The organism is Micromonospora sp. MP36 (assembly GCF_008119785.1).
Taxonomy (GTDB): Bacteria; Actinomycetota; Actinomycetes; order Mycobacteriales; family Micromonosporaceae; genus Micromonospora.
The window spans coordinates 71322-88042 of sequence record NZ_VSFA01000018.1 but is presented as its reverse complement, the minus strand read 5'-3'; the positions used below and the strand labels follow the sequence as shown (position 1 = coordinate 88042).

Sequence of the window (16721 nt, the reverse complement as noted above, 5' to 3'; positions counted from 1 at the left end):
CCTATCGCGTTGGGAGCGTGGCGAGCAGGCTGTCGGCGCCCTTGCGGACCGCCCGGTCCTGGTCATCGAGCAGTGCCGCAAGCACCGTTCTGAGGCCGGCGCGCTGAGGATCAGTCGAGTCAAGCCAGCGGCCGTAACTGATGGCGCCATAAAGGTAGTCAGCGATCTCGGTCAAGTGAGTGTTGCCCTGCGCTGAGTCAGCTATGTGCCAGGCCGCAGCGAACGGACGGAGCGCTGCTCTGTCGCCGCGCTTGATCAGGGCTTCCGCAGTTTCCTGAACGGGAAAGGTGTTGTCGTCATCCAGCAAGAGCTTCAGCAGCACCTGGTCGACGGCCCCCGATCCAGCGAACCGGCTCAACTCGGTGCCGGCACGCGCCCGCTCCGAGTAGTCATCCGAGCTGGCTAGACGCAACAGTGTCTCGACCACGTCCATCAACAGAAGTCTCCTCGGCGAGCCGGTGGGCGGATCGTACCGGCCCCACGGGTCCCCGTTTGGGGACGGTGCGCGGGTGATCGGACGGCCCACGCATTCATGCTCCCCTGCGCCGGGCCGCAGGAAGACGCGGCGTGGCATAGCCTCCTAAGCGTTGTGCGAGGAGGCGTCATGATCGGAAAGATCGCCCGGCACCTTGCTGGGGCGGCTGCCGCCTGGTTGGTGTTCGTCGTGCAGGGGGCCGTCATATACGTCGTACTGCTCGCGTTCGCGGTGATGGCCGATGCGGATCCGGGTGGTCCGCTCGCGGGTCCACTGCTGGTGCTGCTTGCCGGCGGCGTGGGCGCCGCCCTGGTGCCGCTGCTGTTCGTGCCAGCCGGCCTGGTCGGCGAGGTTGCCACGAAAAGCGGGCGTCTTCCCCTGAAGTTGCTGATCGCGTTCGCCGTCGCCGCCGTGCTGGCCACGAGCTACGTGGCCGTCGTGGCAGTAGCAACCGACGTACCGGTCGTCGGCACATTGTTGGCGTGCCTGGGCGGCGTGGTCGCTGTGCTTGGCCCCACTGCGGTCTACGTCGGCGTCGCCCACGGCGTGCTGAAAGCCAGTTCGATCTGGCGGCGTTTCCGGCGGCCAGCACCTGCGGTCCGCATCTAGGGCCTGTTAAGGCTCGCGCGAGCGAGCCGACTACGGCGCCGGCAACACGTGCCGAGTGGAACGTGGTGCCGGCGCCGTAGCGGAATCAACCCGCGGAACGGCCCCGTCGGCTTACGGGTTGCAGGACAGTTTGGCCTCGGCCCAGTCGCCGTGGTCGCTGCCGACGCCGTCGCCGCCGTCGGTGATCAGTAGGTCGAGCACCTTCCCCGCGGTCACGTCGACATCGACGCTCACGGTCTCGGCGGTCCCGGTCAGGACCGGTGAGTCGTACTTCGTCGTACCGTCGACCAGCACGTGGAAGGCGACAGAGCCGCGGTCGGCCATCTCGTCGTCCACGCCCACCTTCGCCGTGAACCGGGTGCACCGGCCGTCGAGGTTGACCTTGACCGATGAGGCTGCGTGGGCGCCGAGGCCCTTGGCGTAGCTGACCCTGTTCAGGGTGATCGGGTTGCCGTCGCCGGCGGCGCTCTCGCCGTTGCTGCGGTCCCGCTCGACGGGGCCCCAGCCGTTCGTCGAATCGATCCATTCCAGGTCACTGACCCACGCCTCGCCCTTCGGCGCCGGCGGCAACGGCTTGTCCGCCACGGTGGCGGCGAAGAACCCGAGCGGACCACCCGGCAGGCGGATCGCGCGGACCGTCTTGCCGGGCGTGAGTGGGAGCGCCTGGTAGGACACCCGGTAGTCCGTCGTGGTGTTGGCCAGGCCAGCCGGGGTGTAGCGACCCTTGACCGTGACCGCGGGCTTGGCTCCGCCGGTGGCCGGATCCTGGCAGCACCAGTTCGGCAACTGCAGCGTGTGCTGGGACTGGGTGCCGTCGGTGTAGAGGACGGTCACGGTTCCGCGGGCGTTCAGGCTGGCGCCGGCACCGAGCAGGTGGAGGTGGCTGCCGGTTCCGGTCACCAGGATCGGTGCGGTGATGTCCTTCGCCACGTTCGGGGTGCCGGGCGCGCCGGTCGGCAGGCCGAATTCGACCCCGTTGACGGTGACCGTCGCGCCGGGGCGGAATCCCGCGGCGGCCAGCGCCTCGCCGTGGAAGCTGTTGCCGGCGCCGTCGAAGTTGCCCTTGGCGAATGTCTGGGCGTCGGTGATGCCGACCACGTTCGCCGCGGCGGATATCGAGGCGTAGGGCAGCTCCGCTGTGGTGACGGCGCTGGTGCGGTGCGGCGTGTTCCGGGCGGTGTAGGCGGCGTCAAGCTGGAGCGTGTACGGGGCCGGCCGGATGCCGGGTCCCGGTGTGACGCTCAGCGGCGCGGTGACGGTCTCGCCGGGTTCGACACGCGGGAAGTCGGCGTGGCCGCTCGATGTCCAGCCGTCCGGCGGGGCGAGGGACAGTCGCACGTTCGTCATCGCGTGCGTGCCGTCGTTACGGAAGGTTGCGGTGAGCTCGGTCGGCTGGCCCGGCGGGTTCCACAGCTGGGGGCCGGTCAGTTCGACCGTGCCGAGCGTGTCGGTCGGCTTGGCGCCGCCCACCGAGCTGGTGCCGGCGAGGGTGACCGTGGCGCTGGCGCTGGTGGAGATCGCGGGGGTCTTCACCCACACCACGCCGGCGCGGTCGCCGGGCGCGTAGTACCAGCCGGTGGTTGCCGCGTCGTACGCCGCCTTGTCGGTCAGTTCTCGCAGCGGCTGGTCGCCGACCTTGACCACCTGCGGCTTGGTGCTGGTGTGCGCGGTCACCTCGTAGGGCCGCTGGGTGGGCTTGCCGGTGTATGAGCCGATGCTCGCGCCGATGGTGAGGACGACGTCGCCGCGGTCGTCGACCGGCGCTGTGACGTCGAACCGCTGGGTCGCCGACCTGCCGGTGCGGTGCTCGCGGGTGACCCGGTCGTCCTCGTAGAGCAGGAACGACGAGCTGCCTTGGGGGTAGACGTCGAGCGTCAGCCGGTCGCCCGGTGCCTGCTCGGCGTGCCGGTTGATGCCGGCCTTCCACATCGGCACCACGGCGCCGGCCTTGACGAACAGCGGCAGCGTGTCGAGCGGGGCGTGGTAGCCGTTCAGTGTGGTGGGCCCGCGGTGGATCTGGCCGGTCCAGTAGTCGACCCAGGTGCCGGCCGGCAGGTAGATGCCGTTCTTGGTTTCGTCCCCGCCCCACATCGGGGCGACGAGGAATTCTCGACCGGCGAGAAATTCGTACCTGGCGGCGTCGGTGTACGTTGTCGGGTCGCTCGGGTACTCGATCGGCAGTGACCGGTTGATCGGCGTGCCGGTGCGGTGGGCCTCGGCGGCGTACGAGTAGAAGAACGGCAGGAGCCGTTCGCGTAGCTTCAGGTACCGGCGGTTGATCGAGGTGTACGGCTCACCGTACGCCCATGGTTGCTTGACCGCCGGGGTGGCCCAGCCGCTCATCGTCATGAGTGCCGGCGTGAAGACCTTCCACTGCATGTCCCGCACGTAGCTTCGGGGGGAGCCACCGAAGATTCCGTCGACGTCGCCGGCGGTGTAGGCGATGCCGGAGTTGCCGGATCCGTGGATCGCCGGGATCTGCCAGCGGATCGCGTCGAGGGTGCCGCTGTGGTCGCCGGTCCACTGCACGGCGCAGCGCTGCGCGCCGGCCCAGCCCTCGACCATCCAGGCGTACCCGCGGGCGTTGCTGTACTGCTCGATGCCCTCGTGGGCGGTGTCGCAGGCGGTGAGCGCGTGCCGGTAGCCCGGGCCGACCCAGGCGACGTCCAGCTTGCGGACTCGGACACCAGCCTCACCGACCTCTGCGGGCTGCCGGTCGAGCGCGGACTGGGTCCACAGCCCCATCTCGATGTTGCGGTTGCGCAGCTCGTCACCGGTCTGCCGCAGCGGGCTGATTTCTCGCTTGCCCCAGTACGTGCCGTCGACGAGTTCGTAGCCCAGGTCGTCGGAGTAGCCGCAGCCGTAGTCGTCATTGACCAGCATCCAGCCACCCGGCATGTCGTTGTCGACGAACTTCTGCGCGATCTTCACCGCGTCCGGCGTGGTCTGCTTGTCGGGGTGGTTCTTCCCGTTGTTGCCCGGGTCGGGGTCCACTCCGTAGTGGCCGCGGTTGTAGCAGTCCGAGTCGCCGTATTCGAGGCCGTAGATCGGCGGCAGGAACGGTCGCCCGGTGAGTTCGGTGTACCGGTTGAGCGCGGTCTTGAAGTCACCGACGAAGTAGTAGGCGTCGAAGCGCTTCTCGTTGTGGGTGGACACCACGGGGTCGTTGAAGGCGTACGTACCCGGTGCGAAGGTGTTGCGCAGCACACCGTAGCCGGCGGAGCTCATGTAGTACGGCGAGGAGTTCGGGTTGCCGCCGTCCTCCCAGTTGAAGTTCCGGGCGACCTGGATCGTGGTGCCGCGGTGGCTGAACCGCCCGTTCTGCATGCCACCGCCGAGGAACTGCTCGGTCGCGCCGCGGGCCAGCGTCTGCGACGTGGTGGTGTCGGTCCAGCGGAGCGGCTGGGTCTCCGACCACACCGTGCTGCCGTCGGCCCGGTGCAGCGCGAAACGCAACGGTGACTTGTACGCCCGGACCTCGATGGCGCTGGTGCGTAGCGAGTAGTAGCCGCCGGCGTCGGACCACGACGTCTGCGGGTTCGGGTAGTCGGTCTTGACCACGATGTTGGCGTCCGGCGCCGCGGGGTCATCGGGTGGGGTGTTGGCCGGGTCGGTGAACTGTCCGTCGGGCGCGAGCCAGATCCGGAACACGTCGTCGGTGAGGAACGCCACCCGGACCCGGGCGTCGCCTGCGGTGAGCGTGTAGGTCGCCCGGTCGGCGTGGAAGCCGGTCACGGCCCCGAGCTCTCGGGACTCGGCGGCCATCGCCGGCCTGCTGGCCAGGACGCTGGCGGCAAGCATCAGCGCGACGCCGACGGCGGCAGTTGAACGTCGGATCGAGCGAACAGATATGAGCATTTGCCCCTCATCTCGATCAGGAATGGTCAGGCATGACATTCATATCCCACGATGCGCCGTCTGTCACGAGGGTGTCTGCGCCGCTTCGCCCTGGTCGGTCCGAGGCCGGGCGCTGGGTACGGCCCGGCTCTGTGGCAGGGGTCGTCGCGCCGCGGCGTCGCTGCGGCGTGGCTGGCTGACCTGGGGTTTGACGCCCCGGGTGGACCCGGCGGGCGTGTCGGTGCTGGTCGGTCGGCTGTCAGGCGAGGAGCACGGTTACGCCGGCTGCCCGCAGATCAGCCACGACTTTCTCGTCGGCGGCGTCATCGGTGACCAGGGTGTGGACGGCAGACGCGGTACAGATCTTGGCGAAGGAGTGGCGGCCGAGCTTCTCGGAGCCGGCCACGACGACCACGTGGCGGGCGCGGCTGACCATCAGAGCGTCGATGCCCGCCTCACTCTCGTCGTGGCACGACGTGCCCTCGACGGAGAATCCGTCGACGCCGAGGATGAGGGTGTCCAGCCACAGGGACTGCATGACCATGCTGGTCAGCGGGCCGGTCAGCTCGTACGACTGGGGCAGGGCGACCCCGCCGAGGATGACGGTGCGCAGGGACGGCCGCAGCACCATCTCGGTGGCGATGTTCAGCGCGTTCGTCACGACGGTCAGCGCCGGCCGGTGGGTGGCCTGCGTCAGGTCGGGCCGCGCGGCGATGTGCCGGGCGGTGGCCGAGGTGGTGGTGCCGCCGTTCAGCCCGACCACGCTGCCCGGTTCGATGAGCCCGGCGGCGGTGGCGGCGATGCGTTCCTTGGTGCTGTGGTCGCCGCGGTGGCGGTAGCGGACCGGCAGGTCGTAGGCGACCGAGCTGGCCACGATGCCGCCATGGGTGCGGGTCACCAGATGCTGTTCGGCCAGGGCGGTGAAATCACGGCGGACGGTCGCTTCGGAAACCTGCAGGGCGGTGGCGGCCTCGAGGACGGACAGCCGCCCGCCGCGCTCGGCGAGGATCGCCAGCAGAGCCTGCAGCCGGCGAGCGCGATCGGCCATTCCGCTCCCTGCGGCGGCCCCGGTCGTGGCGTCGGTCGAGGTCATTTCACGGCTCCCGCCGTCAGACCCGCAGCCAGGCGCTTCTCTACCAGCGCGAAGAGGATGACCACGGGAACGATGCTAACGATCGAGGCGGCGAACACGTAATGCCACGCAGTGCTCATGATTCGGTCACGGCCAGCGCTCGTCCGGCCACCGTCGGCTGCGGCGTGGCGTCGCCGGACACGAGTCGGCAGAACCGGGTCACCGTCTCGGCCATCGCTCCTCGGGCTGACGCGAGATACCGGCGCGGATCGACGAGCTCGGGGCGCGCGGCCAGGGTGTCGCGCACGGTGTCGGTGAACGCCACGTTCAGCGCCGTACCGATGTTCACCTTGATGATTCCGCCGAGGACGGCCCGACGCAGCTCCGCGTCGGGAACCCCGGACGAGCCGTGCAGCACCAGCGGCACCGCGACCGCGGCACGCAGCCGCCCGATCAGGGAGTGGTCCAGTACGGCGCTGCGGGTGGTCATGGCGTGCGTGGAACCGACGGCGACGGCGAGGGCGTCCACCCCGGTCTGCGCGACGTACGACGCCGCCTCGGCGGGATCGGTACGGGAACCCGGGGCGTGCGGGTCCACCGGTGGCTCGCCGTCCTTCCCGCCGATCGTGCCCAACTCGGCCTCGACCCACAGCCCCCGGGCGTGGGCGAACTCGGCAACCGCCCGGGTCGTCGCGACATTTTCCTGATACGCCAACCTCGACGCGTCGACCATGATCGAGCCGAACCCGTGCTCCGGGGCCTGGCGCCACAGGTCGGGGGAGACGACGTGGTCGAGGTGCAGCGCGACGTCGACAGCCGCCATCGCCGCGACGGCTCGGGTCGCCGCGGCGATCGGGGCGAGCCGAGAGTCGTGGAACCGCACGGCGTTCTCGCTGATCTGCAGGATCACCGGTCGCCCCGCGGCCTCCGCACCGGCGACGATCGCCTCGGCGTGCTCCAGGCTGATCGCGTTGAACGCGCAGACCGGCCCGGCGGCGACGACCTGTTCGGTCGGTACCAGCGGCATCACAGCTCCTTGAGGGTCACAGCCCGGCGCAGCCGCCGGTAGTCGGACAGGTCCACACTTCCCGCCACCGGTGCCCGGACCGCCGCCGCGGACAGCGCCACCGCTTCGGCGAGCTGTTCCGGCCAGGGCTGACGGTGGAGCATGCCGTGGGCCAGCGCGGCGACGCAGGCATCCCCCGCTCCGGTCGGGTTGCCGGCGACGGGATACGGCAGGAACGCGTGCCAGCTGCCCTGTTCGGTCCGGGCGAGCAGCCCCTCCGGGCCGAACGAGGCCACCACGGCACGCGCCTCGAGTGCGCGTACCGCGTCGGCGGCCGCAGCCGGTCCGCCGAGCGCGTGCCCGACGAGGCCGGCGAGTTCCTCGGCGTTCGGCTTGATGAGATCCGGGCACGCGTTCAGGCCGTGGCGCAACGGCTCACCGCTGCTGTCCAGCACCGTCCGGGCGTTGGCGTCGCGGGCCGCCCCGATCAGCGTGCCGTACGCGTCGAGCGGAACCCCGGGTGGGAGGGAGCCGGAGAGCACCACCACCTCCGCGCCGCCGACCAGGTCGGCGAACCGGCCGAGGAAGGCCGCCCACTCGTCCGGGGTGACCATCGGCCCGGGTTCCCACAACCCGGTCGCCGCGTCCGGCTCGGCCACGACCAGCGTGCGGCGGGACTCGGCCGCGATCGGCACGAACGACTCCCGTACCCCCTCGGCGGTCAACAGGGACCGGATCCGGGTGCCACAGGCACCGCCGGCCAGCCCGGTGGCGACGACCGGGGCGTCCAGGGTGCGCAGTACGCGGGCGACGTTGACACCCTTGCCGCCCGCCCGCTCGGCCACCTCGGCGACTCGGTGGGTGCCGCCCAGAACAAGGGCGGAGACGCGGTACGTCACGTCGAGCGCGGCGTTCAGCGTGACGGTGAGGATCATCCGGGCCGCCTGTCGATCACCGGACCGTCGGTCTGGTCGCGGGTCACGACAGGACCACCGATCGGGTCAGGTGGCGCGGCGCGTCCGGGTCGAGCCCTCTGTGCAGGGCCAGCGCGACGGCCAGCCGCTGCGCGAGAATCAGATCGGCCATCGGGTCGCGTACCGAGTGGACGAACGTGGCGCCCGTGTCCACCACCTGCTCCGGCAGCCCTGCCGGCACGTCCCCGAATGCCCACACCGCCCGGCCAGGGGCGGCGATGGCGATCGGGCCGTGCCGGTAGTCCATGGCCGGGTACGCCTCCGCCCAAAAGCGGGCGGCCTCCCGGCACTTGAGCCCCGCCTCGTGGGCGAGGCCGACCGTCCAGTCCCGGCCGACGAACGTCACCTGTTCCAGCGCCGTGGGGTCCAGTGGCAGCGGTGCCGTCAGGGCCGCCGTCGCGTCGCGGACCGCCTGGTCCAGGTCTTCGCCGAGATGTGCGCGCAGCACCGCCAGCGCGGTCGTGGCGAACCGGGTCTGCACCACGGACTTCTCGTCGGCGAACGGTAGGCAGACCGCGTCGTCCACAAGGGTCACAGCCGGAGACCGAGGGTCGCCGATGATGCCGGTGCTGCGGGTGTCGCCGGCGAGGCCGCGCAGGACGTTCAGCACCTCGCTGGTCGTGCCGGAACGGCTGATCACCACCACCCGGTCGTAGCGGCGCTGCCTCGGGAACTCCGACGCCGCGAACGCGTCCGTCTCGCCATGACCGGCTCGTTCGCGCAGTCCGGCGTACGCCATCGCCATGAACCAGGACGTGCCGCAGCCGACGACGGCGACCCGCTCGCCGCGGCGCGGCAACTGCTCGGCGAATGAGCCCGCGAGCGCGATGGCCCGTTGCCAGCAGTCGGGCTGGCTGGCGATTTCCTCATCGACGTGCGTCATGACACTCCGACCTGCTGCTCACGACGAACCATCCGAGCGCGAAACCGCGCAGTTCGGCAGCGATCCGAGCGTAAATCGGCGATCGCCTCTTGAGCAATCCGTCCCTCGCCGTCCCGCACGATCAGCGGACGTCGCATCGATGGGCCTTGTCATCGATGAGCTTTTGACCGACACTGCTCGCTATCGAGAGCAAGTAGGCAGGTTCGATCAGTCTCCGTCACAGAGGAGTGATCACGTGGCCCCATCCGCTCACTTCAATCCGTCCCGTCGTGACCTGCTCCGGTCTGGTGTCGTGCTGGGTGCCGCCGCCGGCCTGAGCGGCGCCGTGGGCACCCCCGCAGCGGCCGACGGCTCCACCGGCACCGAACCTCGCCGCGGCAGCGACGAGAAGAGCATGACCAACGTGCCGTTCGAAGGCTTCGATCGAGTCCGGATCGGGCTCATCGGCCTCGGCAACCGCGGCGGCGACCAGGACCGGCGCTTCGGCGCGGTCGGCACGGTCACCGCGGTCTGCGACATCCGTCCCGAGCGCGTCAATCGCACCATCGATCGGATCGTGCAGCAAGGCTTCCAGGACACGCCCCCGGCCGGCTACTCGGCGGGGGAGGAGGACTACCTCAACCTGGTCCAGCGCGACGACATCGACCTCATCTACATCGCCACCCCGTGGGAGTGGCACTACCCCATGGCCAAGGCCGCCATGGAACACGGCAAGCACGTCGCCGTCGAGTTGCCGATCGCGCCGTACCTCGACCAGATCTGGGACCTGGTCCGCACCTCGGAGCGGACCAGGAAGCACTGCCTGCTGCTGGAGAACGTCAACTACTTCCGCCCCGAGATGGCGATGTTCAACATGGCCCGGCAGGGGCTCTTCGGCGACCTGCAGCACGCCTCCGGCGGATACGTCCACGACCTGCGCTGGCCGTACACGTTCGGCGGCGCCTACTACCCCGAGCACTGGCGGCGCCGCTGGCAGACCCGGATGAACGCCTCGCACTACCCCACCCACGGCCTCGGGCCGGTGTCGGCCACCCTGGGCATCAACCGTGGGGACCGCTTCGAGGAGCTGATCTCCGTGGCGTCCCTGCCCAAGGCGCTGGCCCTCTTCCGCGCCGAGGACCCGCGGGTCGGCCCCGACCACTCGTCGTGGGATGACGAGCCCTACATCTCCGGCGACCGGCACACCTGCTTCGTCACCACGACCAGCGGCCGGTTCATCCGGGTCGAGCACGACGTGAACTCCCCGCACCCGTACAGCCGGGAAACCACGCTCACCGGCACCCGAGGGACGATCGAGCTCGACAACGGCCGGGTCTACCTCGAGTCGCTCGGGCACACCAACCACAGCTGGCGGACCGGCAACGAGTACAACACGCTCCTGCGGCAGCACGACCACTGGTTGTGGCCGACGCTGGAGAGCCTGGCCGGCCAGTACGGCGGCCACGGCGGCGGCGACTTCATCTCCATCTGGCGGCTCGTCCAGACGATGCGGCTCGGCATGACGCCCGACATCGACGTCTACGACTCGGCGGCATGGTGCTCGGTGATCCCGCTCAGCCACGAGTCGTTGAAGACCGGCCGGATGCACCCGGTCAAGGTGCCCGACTTCACCCGCGGCCACTGGCAGGAGGCGCGACCTACGTTCGACCGGCCGAAGCCCAAGGACCCGGTGCTGGAGAAGAGCTGAGGCGACCCGCTCCGGTGAAGTGATCCGAGCAGCAGGTGCCGACGGCAGGCTCCGCAAGGTGCGGAGCCTGCCGTCGGACCGATCAACGCGGAACGGTTCAGGTGCAGGTGACCACCGGGGCCGCCCAGTCGGCATGGTCGTAGTTGGGGCCGTCGACGGTGTCCGTACGAAGTTCGATGACGTCCACCCCGCTGACCGCGAGGTCCAGCGGCACGCCGGCGCCCGCTCCGGTGGCCTCCGCACCGGCGAGCTTGACACCGTCTCCCCACACCTCGAAGCCGACCCGGCCCCGGTCACCAACCTCGTCGTCGATCCCGACGGTGACGGTGAACCGGCTGCAGTGCGACCCGAGGAAGTATCCGATCCTGCTCGGCGCGTGGGTGCCGAGGCCCTTCGGGTAGACGGTGCCCGCGATCGTCAACGGCTTACCGTCCCCGGCGGCCGTCTCGCCGTTGCTCCTGTCCTTCTCGACCGGGCCCCAGCCGTTCTCGGCGTACAGCCAGGTCAGGTCGGACAGGTGCGACGAGTCAGCGGGGGGTGCGGTCGCCACGGTGAACCGCCCGGCTGCCGTGCCGCTGTACACCTGGTTTCGCCAGGTCCAACTGGCGCTCGCGGTCAGGTTCACCGGACCGAGGTCGGGCCGGTCCGCGGTGAGCGACCAGGTAGCCGTACCGGTCGTGCCGGGACCGATCGAGCCGAGCTGCGTCGGCCCGGTCGCCGTCGCGGTCCAGCCTTCCGGCGCGGTCAGCAGCAGCCGGGCCCTCGTGACGGCGGTCGTGCCGTCGTTGTGGACCTGCACCGTGACGGTGTTCGCCTCCGTGCCGTCCACATACGGCTTCCCCGGCGTGGCCTCGACCACGACCATCGGCGGCAGTCCCGTGCCGCCGGCGCTGACCCGCAGCATCACCGCATCGTGCCCGGGGACCTGGGCGCGGACGGCGCCACCGGAGGCGGACGTGGTGTTGGTCCAGAGGTTCCGCACCGCGTACCCGGTGTTGGCGGGCGGCAGCCCGAGTTCGGCCGCGGTGGTGCCGATCACGGCCGGCGTCGAGGCCCGGTTGAGCAGGACGACGGCGACCGAACCGTCCGACATCTTCTTGGTCCAGACCTCGGTGTCGCCGTCGTCCCGCAGCTTCGCGCCCTGGCGCCCGCTCCAGTCCTGGTCGACCGCGAGCACGTCCGGATCGGTCAGCTGGTTGCGCGCCCACGCCGGCATCGAGCGGATGTCGTTGCCCGCGATCAGCGGCGCGTTCAGCAGCGCCCACAGGCTCATGTGCGCGCGGCTCTCGCCCTGGGTCAGGCCAGCGTTGCCCACCTCGAGCATGTCCGGGTCGTTCCAGGCGCCCGGCCCGGAGTACGCCTCGAGCCCGACCTGCTGGTCGAGGATCGACATCACGCTCGGCCAGGAGTCGGTGATGTCGCCGGTGGTACGCCACAGGTCGCCACCGACCGAGTCACCCCACAGCCACGGCTGGTTGGCGCCCCACTCGCAGATGCTGTAGACGATCGGCCGCCCGGTCTTCTTCAGCGCGTCACCCATCGCCTGGTACCGCTGTTGGGCGGGGACGCCCTGGTTGTTGCAGTTGTCGTACTTGAGGTAGTCGACGCCCCAGTCGGCGAACGTTTGGGCATCCAGTTCCTCGTGGCCGAGGCTGCCCGGCATGGTGCGAGCGCAGGTCTCGGTCCCGGCGCTGGTGTAGATGCCGAGCTTGAGCCCCTTGGCGTGGACGTAGTCCGCCAGTGCCTTGATGCCGCTGGGGAACCGTTCGTGGTGCGCGACGTACTTTCCGGTCGCCGGGTCGCGGTCCTTCTCGGCCCAGCAGTCGTCGATGTTGACGTACTCGTAGCCGGCCGCGGCCATCCCGGACGAGACCATCGCGTCGGCGGTGTCGCGGATCAGCTTCTCGTTGATGTTGCAGGCGAAGGTGTTCCAGCTGTTCCAACCGAGCGGTGGCGTCGCCGCGAGGATCGGCTCGGCCATCGGCGCTGCGGCCGCTTCGTGGATCGGTGTTGCGGCGGACGCCGGGAGGGTGACGGTCATCGCGAGGGCGAGACCAAGGGTGGTGGTGGCAACTGTTCGCATGGCGGCTCCTGTGGGGAGGCTGGTGCGATGCAGAGACATGTAGGAACGTAAATGAATGTGTGCGGATGCGTCAAGACGTGTGTGAAAATGTTCGACCCGTGGGACGAGAGCCAGCCCTCACCGGTCACGGTGGCGGCGGCAGTGGCGACCGGGCCGGCGGGCGCCAGGCGGACCGGTCGAGCGTCATAGCGGGTCGCCTCGGTCAGCTGTCGGCGTTCCCGGAGGCGTTTCCTCAAGCGGACATCTTCCGGAAGGTGACGCGCTCTCGCCTGTTCTGGAGGCCGTCGGATCGGAATCCTCGGATGCCATACCGCCTCCTTTTTCAGGGCGGTATGGATCGAGAGGAACGGCATGTCAGCACGCAACAGACGCCCGTGGGCGCAGGCGACGCTCGCGATGACCGTGATCGCGGCGACGGTGAGCGCCGCACCCGCGAGCGCATCGGCCCCGGCGGCGAACAAGGCCCCGACGAAACAGGACCTCACGCAGCACCGGTTGACGCTGGTCACCGGTGACGTCGTCACCCTGACGACCCGGCCCGGCGATGACCACCCGGCGATCAGCCTCGACCCGACCGGGCCGTCCCGCGGGACCGCAGAGGTGACCCACACCGACAAGGCGACCTACGTCGTGCCGGTCGCGGCCAACGAGGCCGTCACGAGCAACGCCGTGGACCTGGCGCTGTTCGACGTCGAGGGCCTCGTCGAGAGCGGCTACGACGACGCGAAGACCGACTCGCTGCCGCTCCTGCTCGACAACCGCGCCGGCCGGGCCGAGCCGAACGTCCCGACCACGGCCAAGGCCGGGAACCAGCTGGAGAGTATCCACTCCCTCGGGGCGCGGGTGTCGAAGCGTCAGGCATCGGCCTTCTGGCGCGCCAACGACACGGCGACGGAGCGCAAGGCCGCCCGGGTCGGCAAGATCTGGCTCGACGCCAAGGTCAAGGTCACCCTCGCCGACTCGGTCCCCCAGATCGGGGCCCCCGCGCTGTGGCAGGCGGGCTACGACGGCAAGGGCGTCAAGGTCGCCGTGCTCGACACCGGCGTCGACGCGACCCACCCCGACCTCAAGGGACGCGTCTCGACGGCCCGCAACTTCACCGACTCGCCGGACGCCGGCGACCACTTCGGGCACGGCACGCACGTCGCCGCGACGATCGGCGGCAGCGGAGCCGGCAACGGCGCCAAGGGTGTGGCGCCGGGCGCCGACCTTATCAACGGGAAGGTGCTCGGGGACTCGGGCTCCGGGACGTACTCGAGCATCATCGACGGGATGGAGTGGGCGGCCGAGAATGGCGCCGACGTCATCAACATGAGCCTCGGCACCCCGGTGCCCGACGACGGCAACGGGCCCATCAGCGCCGCGGTGAACCGGCTCACGGAGCAGTACGGCTCCCTCTTCGTCGTCGCCGCGGGTAACAGCGGCCCGAACACGATCGGCGAGCCCGCCTCCGCGGCGCGCGCCCTCACGGTCGGTGCGGTCAGCAAGTCCGACGCCCTCGCAGGCTTCTCGAGCACGGGACCGCGGATCGGCGACTACGCCGTCAAGCCCGAGCTGACCGCACCGGGCGTCGACATCGTCGCGGCCCGGGCGAGCGGGACGACCATGGGCACCCCCGTCAACGACCTCTACACCACGGCGAGTGGCACCTCGATGGCGACGCCGCACGTCGCGGGCGCCGCGGCGCTGCTCAAGCAGTCCCACCCCACCTGGACCGCGGACCAGCTCAAGACCGCCCTGGTGAACTCGACCGACCAGGGCAACTACCGTGCCGACCAGGGCGGCTCGGGGCGGCTGAACATCGCCCGCGCCGCCACCCAGCAGGCCAAAGCCACCCCGGCGACGCTCGACCTCGGCGCGGTGCGGTACGCCGCCGACGGCGCCTACCAGCCGATCCGCCGGCAGGTGACGATCCACAACGAGGCGGCGACCGGCCGTACCTTCTCGGTGACGGCCACCGGCGTCGCCGCCACGGGTGGCTCGCTGCCGGCCGGCACACTCGCCGTGGATCAGTCCACGATCACGGTCGCCGCCGGGGGCACGGCCACGGTCACCCTGACGTTCGACCCCAACGGGCTGACCCGGGAGCGGCTTTACAGCGGGTTCGTCACGGCGGTCTCGGCCGACTCGACCGCGAGCCTGCGCGTCCCGTTCGCCGTCTACCTGGAGCCGTTCCTCCGCGAGCTCAAGATCACCGGGATCGCGCGGGACGGCGCCAAGGCGGGCGGGCCGAGCCAGGCGCTCCTGCTCCCCGAGAGCGTCCCCGGCCTGATCCAGCGCGTCCCGTTCCGCGACGGCGTCGCCACGGCACGGGTCAAGCCGGGCGTCTACAGCGTCCAGACGATGATCTACACCCCCGAGGCGTCAGGCTGGTGGATCGAGAGCGCCGCCGCCTCCTACCGGCCGTTCGTCGACCTCACCAGCAGCGATGTCAGCTACACCCTCGACGCCCGACAGGCCGCCGAGGTCCAGGTCGACGCCGGACGGCCGACCGAACTCCTCGGCAGCGCGATCGGCTACCAGACGCGGAACGGCCGCGGTGGCTACCACGACGTCATGACCCTTATCTCCCCCGACGTCAAGCACGTGCAGCTCTTCCCGTCGGCGGCGCCGACCAGCGGCTCGCAGGAGATCATGGTCCACTCGACCCTCGTCGCGCCGCAGCTGACCGCCACCGTCGCCGGCGCCGGCGACGTGACGCTCAATCCGACGCAGCTCGACGGTGCCCGGACGTTCGAGGGCAGCGCGTCCCTGGAACTCGCCGTTGTGGGGTCGGGCACGGCCGCCGAGTTCAACCGCGTCGACGCCAAGGGCAAGCTGGTGCTCGCCACCCGCTCCGACGTGCCGATCAGCCAGGTCATCGAGACCGCGGCCAAGCGCGGCGCCGCGGCGGTCGCGGTGAGCAACGCGAAGCCGGGCCGCCTGGTGGCACAGGCCGGCTCCCAGGCGGTCCCCGCCTTCGCCCTGTACGGCGAGGACGGCGCGGCGCTGGCCCGCCTCGCCGCGGCCCGCGACGACGTCGTCGTCAAGCTCGCGGGTACGCCGTACAGCCCGTTCGCCTACAGCCTGGCCACCCCCTTCGCCTCGGTCGCCGAGGGTGACCTGCGGATTCCCGTCGACAGCCGCAGGACCGCCCGGATCACGGCGAACAACTACGCCCGCGACGTCGACACCGCGGTGAGCGTCATCTGGAACCGCCGCGCCGGCAGCTACTACTGGGTGACCAGTGAGATCCCGACCCGGCTCGGGGCGGTGCAGGAGCAGTGGGTCACCGCCGACCCGAACATGCAGGTGCAGACCGCCGTCGCCCTCGGCGACACCGGGTTCCTCAGCTACGACCAGACCTGGCGCACCTACCAGCCCGGGAGCCACCGCACGGTGGACTGGTTCAAGGTCGTCAACAACCCGACGATCGACTCGACCCAGTCGTCGTGGTTTGAGCAGGGCTACCAGAGCTGGAACAACCAGGCGACCCTGACGCTCGCGGCGCGGCCGTTCTTCGACGGCGACCCCACCCACACCGAGTTCGCCGACTACCGCGACACCTACTCGATGAAGCTCACGCGCGACGGAACCGAGGTCGGGCGAGGCACCTACTGGTACAACTTCTTCCGGATCCCGAGCGGCGACGCGAAGTACGAGGCCGTCCTCGATGCCTCCCGGTCGTTGCCCGGGTGGGGCTTCGCGACGCGGTCGACCACGAAGTGGAGCTTCGAGACCGGTGGCAGCACCGCCTCGCACACGCCGATCTCGATGCCACAGGTCACCTACGACGTCGACACCGGCCTCGACAACCGGGTCAAGCCCCGCGTCCCGCAGACATTGACCGTCAACGCCAAGCCGTGGCTGGCCGGCGGCGCGGACGTCGTCGACGTCAAGGTGTGGGCCTCCTACGACGACGGCAAGACGTGGACGGCCCTCACCCTCACGCCGACCGGCACGACCGGCACGTACGCGGCTCGCTTCACGACGCCGACGGCCGCTGGCTCCTCCGGCTACGTGAGCCTGCGGGCCACCGCGACCGACGCCAAGGGCCACCAGGTCGAGCAGACCGTCGAGAGGGCGTTCGGCATCGAGCGATGATCGCCTGACAAC

At 70.3% G+C, this 16721-nt stretch carries 10 protein-coding genes; 3 read left to right on the top strand and 7 right to left on the bottom strand.

What is annotated here, in order from left to right; genetic code table 11:
* Position 1: 1 nt before the first annotated feature.
* Complete coding sequence (locus FXF52_RS16180; RefSeq protein WP_148797731.1) at positions 2-433, bottom strand: hypothetical protein; 432 nt, start codon at positions 431-433, stop codon at positions 2-4.
* A 171-nt stretch (positions 434-604) separates the two neighbouring features.
* Between FXF52_RS16180 and FXF52_RS16175 the strand changes: the two genes are divergently transcribed.
* The gene (locus tag FXF52_RS16175; RefSeq protein ID WP_148797730.1) at positions 605-1084 is read left to right on the top strand and encodes a hypothetical protein; all 480 of its coding nucleotides are present in this window, start codon (positions 605-607) and stop codon (positions 1082-1084) included.
* 111 nt (positions 1085-1195) lie between these two features.
* Here the strand turns inward: FXF52_RS16175 and FXF52_RS16170 are convergent, their stop codons facing one another.
* From FXF52_RS16170 to FXF52_RS16145, 5 genes are all read right to left on the bottom strand, one after another.
* Positions 1196-4942, bottom strand: coding sequence for an NPCBM/NEW2 domain-containing protein (locus FXF52_RS16170; protein WP_187413527.1), 3747 nt, complete (start codon positions 4940-4942; stop codon positions 1196-1198).
* A gap of 238 nt (positions 4943-5180) precedes the next feature.
* Positions 5181-5969, bottom strand: coding sequence for a DeoR/GlpR family DNA-binding transcription regulator (locus FXF52_RS16165; RefSeq protein ID WP_148797729.1), 789 nt, complete (start codon positions 5967-5969; stop codon positions 5181-5183).
* A gap of 160 nt (positions 5970-6129) precedes the next feature.
* Positions 6130-7020, bottom strand: coding sequence for a class II fructose-bisphosphate aldolase (locus tag FXF52_RS16155; RefSeq protein WP_148797728.1), 891 nt, complete (start codon positions 7018-7020; stop codon positions 6130-6132).
* On the bottom strand, positions 7020-7934 hold the full coding sequence (locus tag FXF52_RS16150; RefSeq protein WP_148797727.1) for a 1-phosphofructokinase family hexose kinase: 915 nt from the start codon (positions 7932-7934) through the stop codon (positions 7020-7022). The genes FXF52_RS16155 and FXF52_RS16150 overlap by 1 nt, the downstream gene beginning before the upstream one ends.
* 43 nt (positions 7935-7977) lie before the next feature.
* On the bottom strand, positions 7978-8856 hold the full coding sequence (locus tag FXF52_RS16145; RefSeq protein ID WP_148797726.1) for an SIS domain-containing protein: 879 nt from the start codon (positions 8854-8856) through the stop codon (positions 7978-7980).
* A 235-nt stretch (positions 8857-9091) separates the two neighbouring features.
* On the opposite strand from FXF52_RS16145, the gene FXF52_RS16140 reads away from it, so the two are divergent.
* A complete protein-coding gene (locus tag FXF52_RS16140) occupies positions 9092-10543 on the top strand; it encodes a Gfo/Idh/MocA family oxidoreductase (protein ID WP_222870541.1) in 1452 nt (483 codons plus the stop codon).
* Positions 10544-10640: 97 nt separating this feature from the next.
* Here FXF52_RS16140 and FXF52_RS16135 read toward each other — a convergent pair whose 3' ends face one another.
* The gene (locus FXF52_RS16135) at positions 10641-12626 is read right to left on the bottom strand and encodes an NPCBM/NEW2 domain-containing protein (RefSeq protein WP_222870540.1); all 1986 of its coding nucleotides are present in this window, start codon (positions 12624-12626) and stop codon (positions 10641-10643) included.
* Between the two features lie 351 nt (positions 12627-12977).
* Here FXF52_RS16135 and FXF52_RS16130 point away from each other — a divergent pair, with 351 nt between their 5' ends.
* Positions 12978-16709: a S8 family serine peptidase gene (locus FXF52_RS16130; protein WP_148797723.1), complete on the top strand. Its 3732-nt coding sequence runs from the start codon at positions 12978-12980 to the stop codon at positions 16707-16709.
* Positions 16710-16721 lie beyond the last annotated feature (12 nt).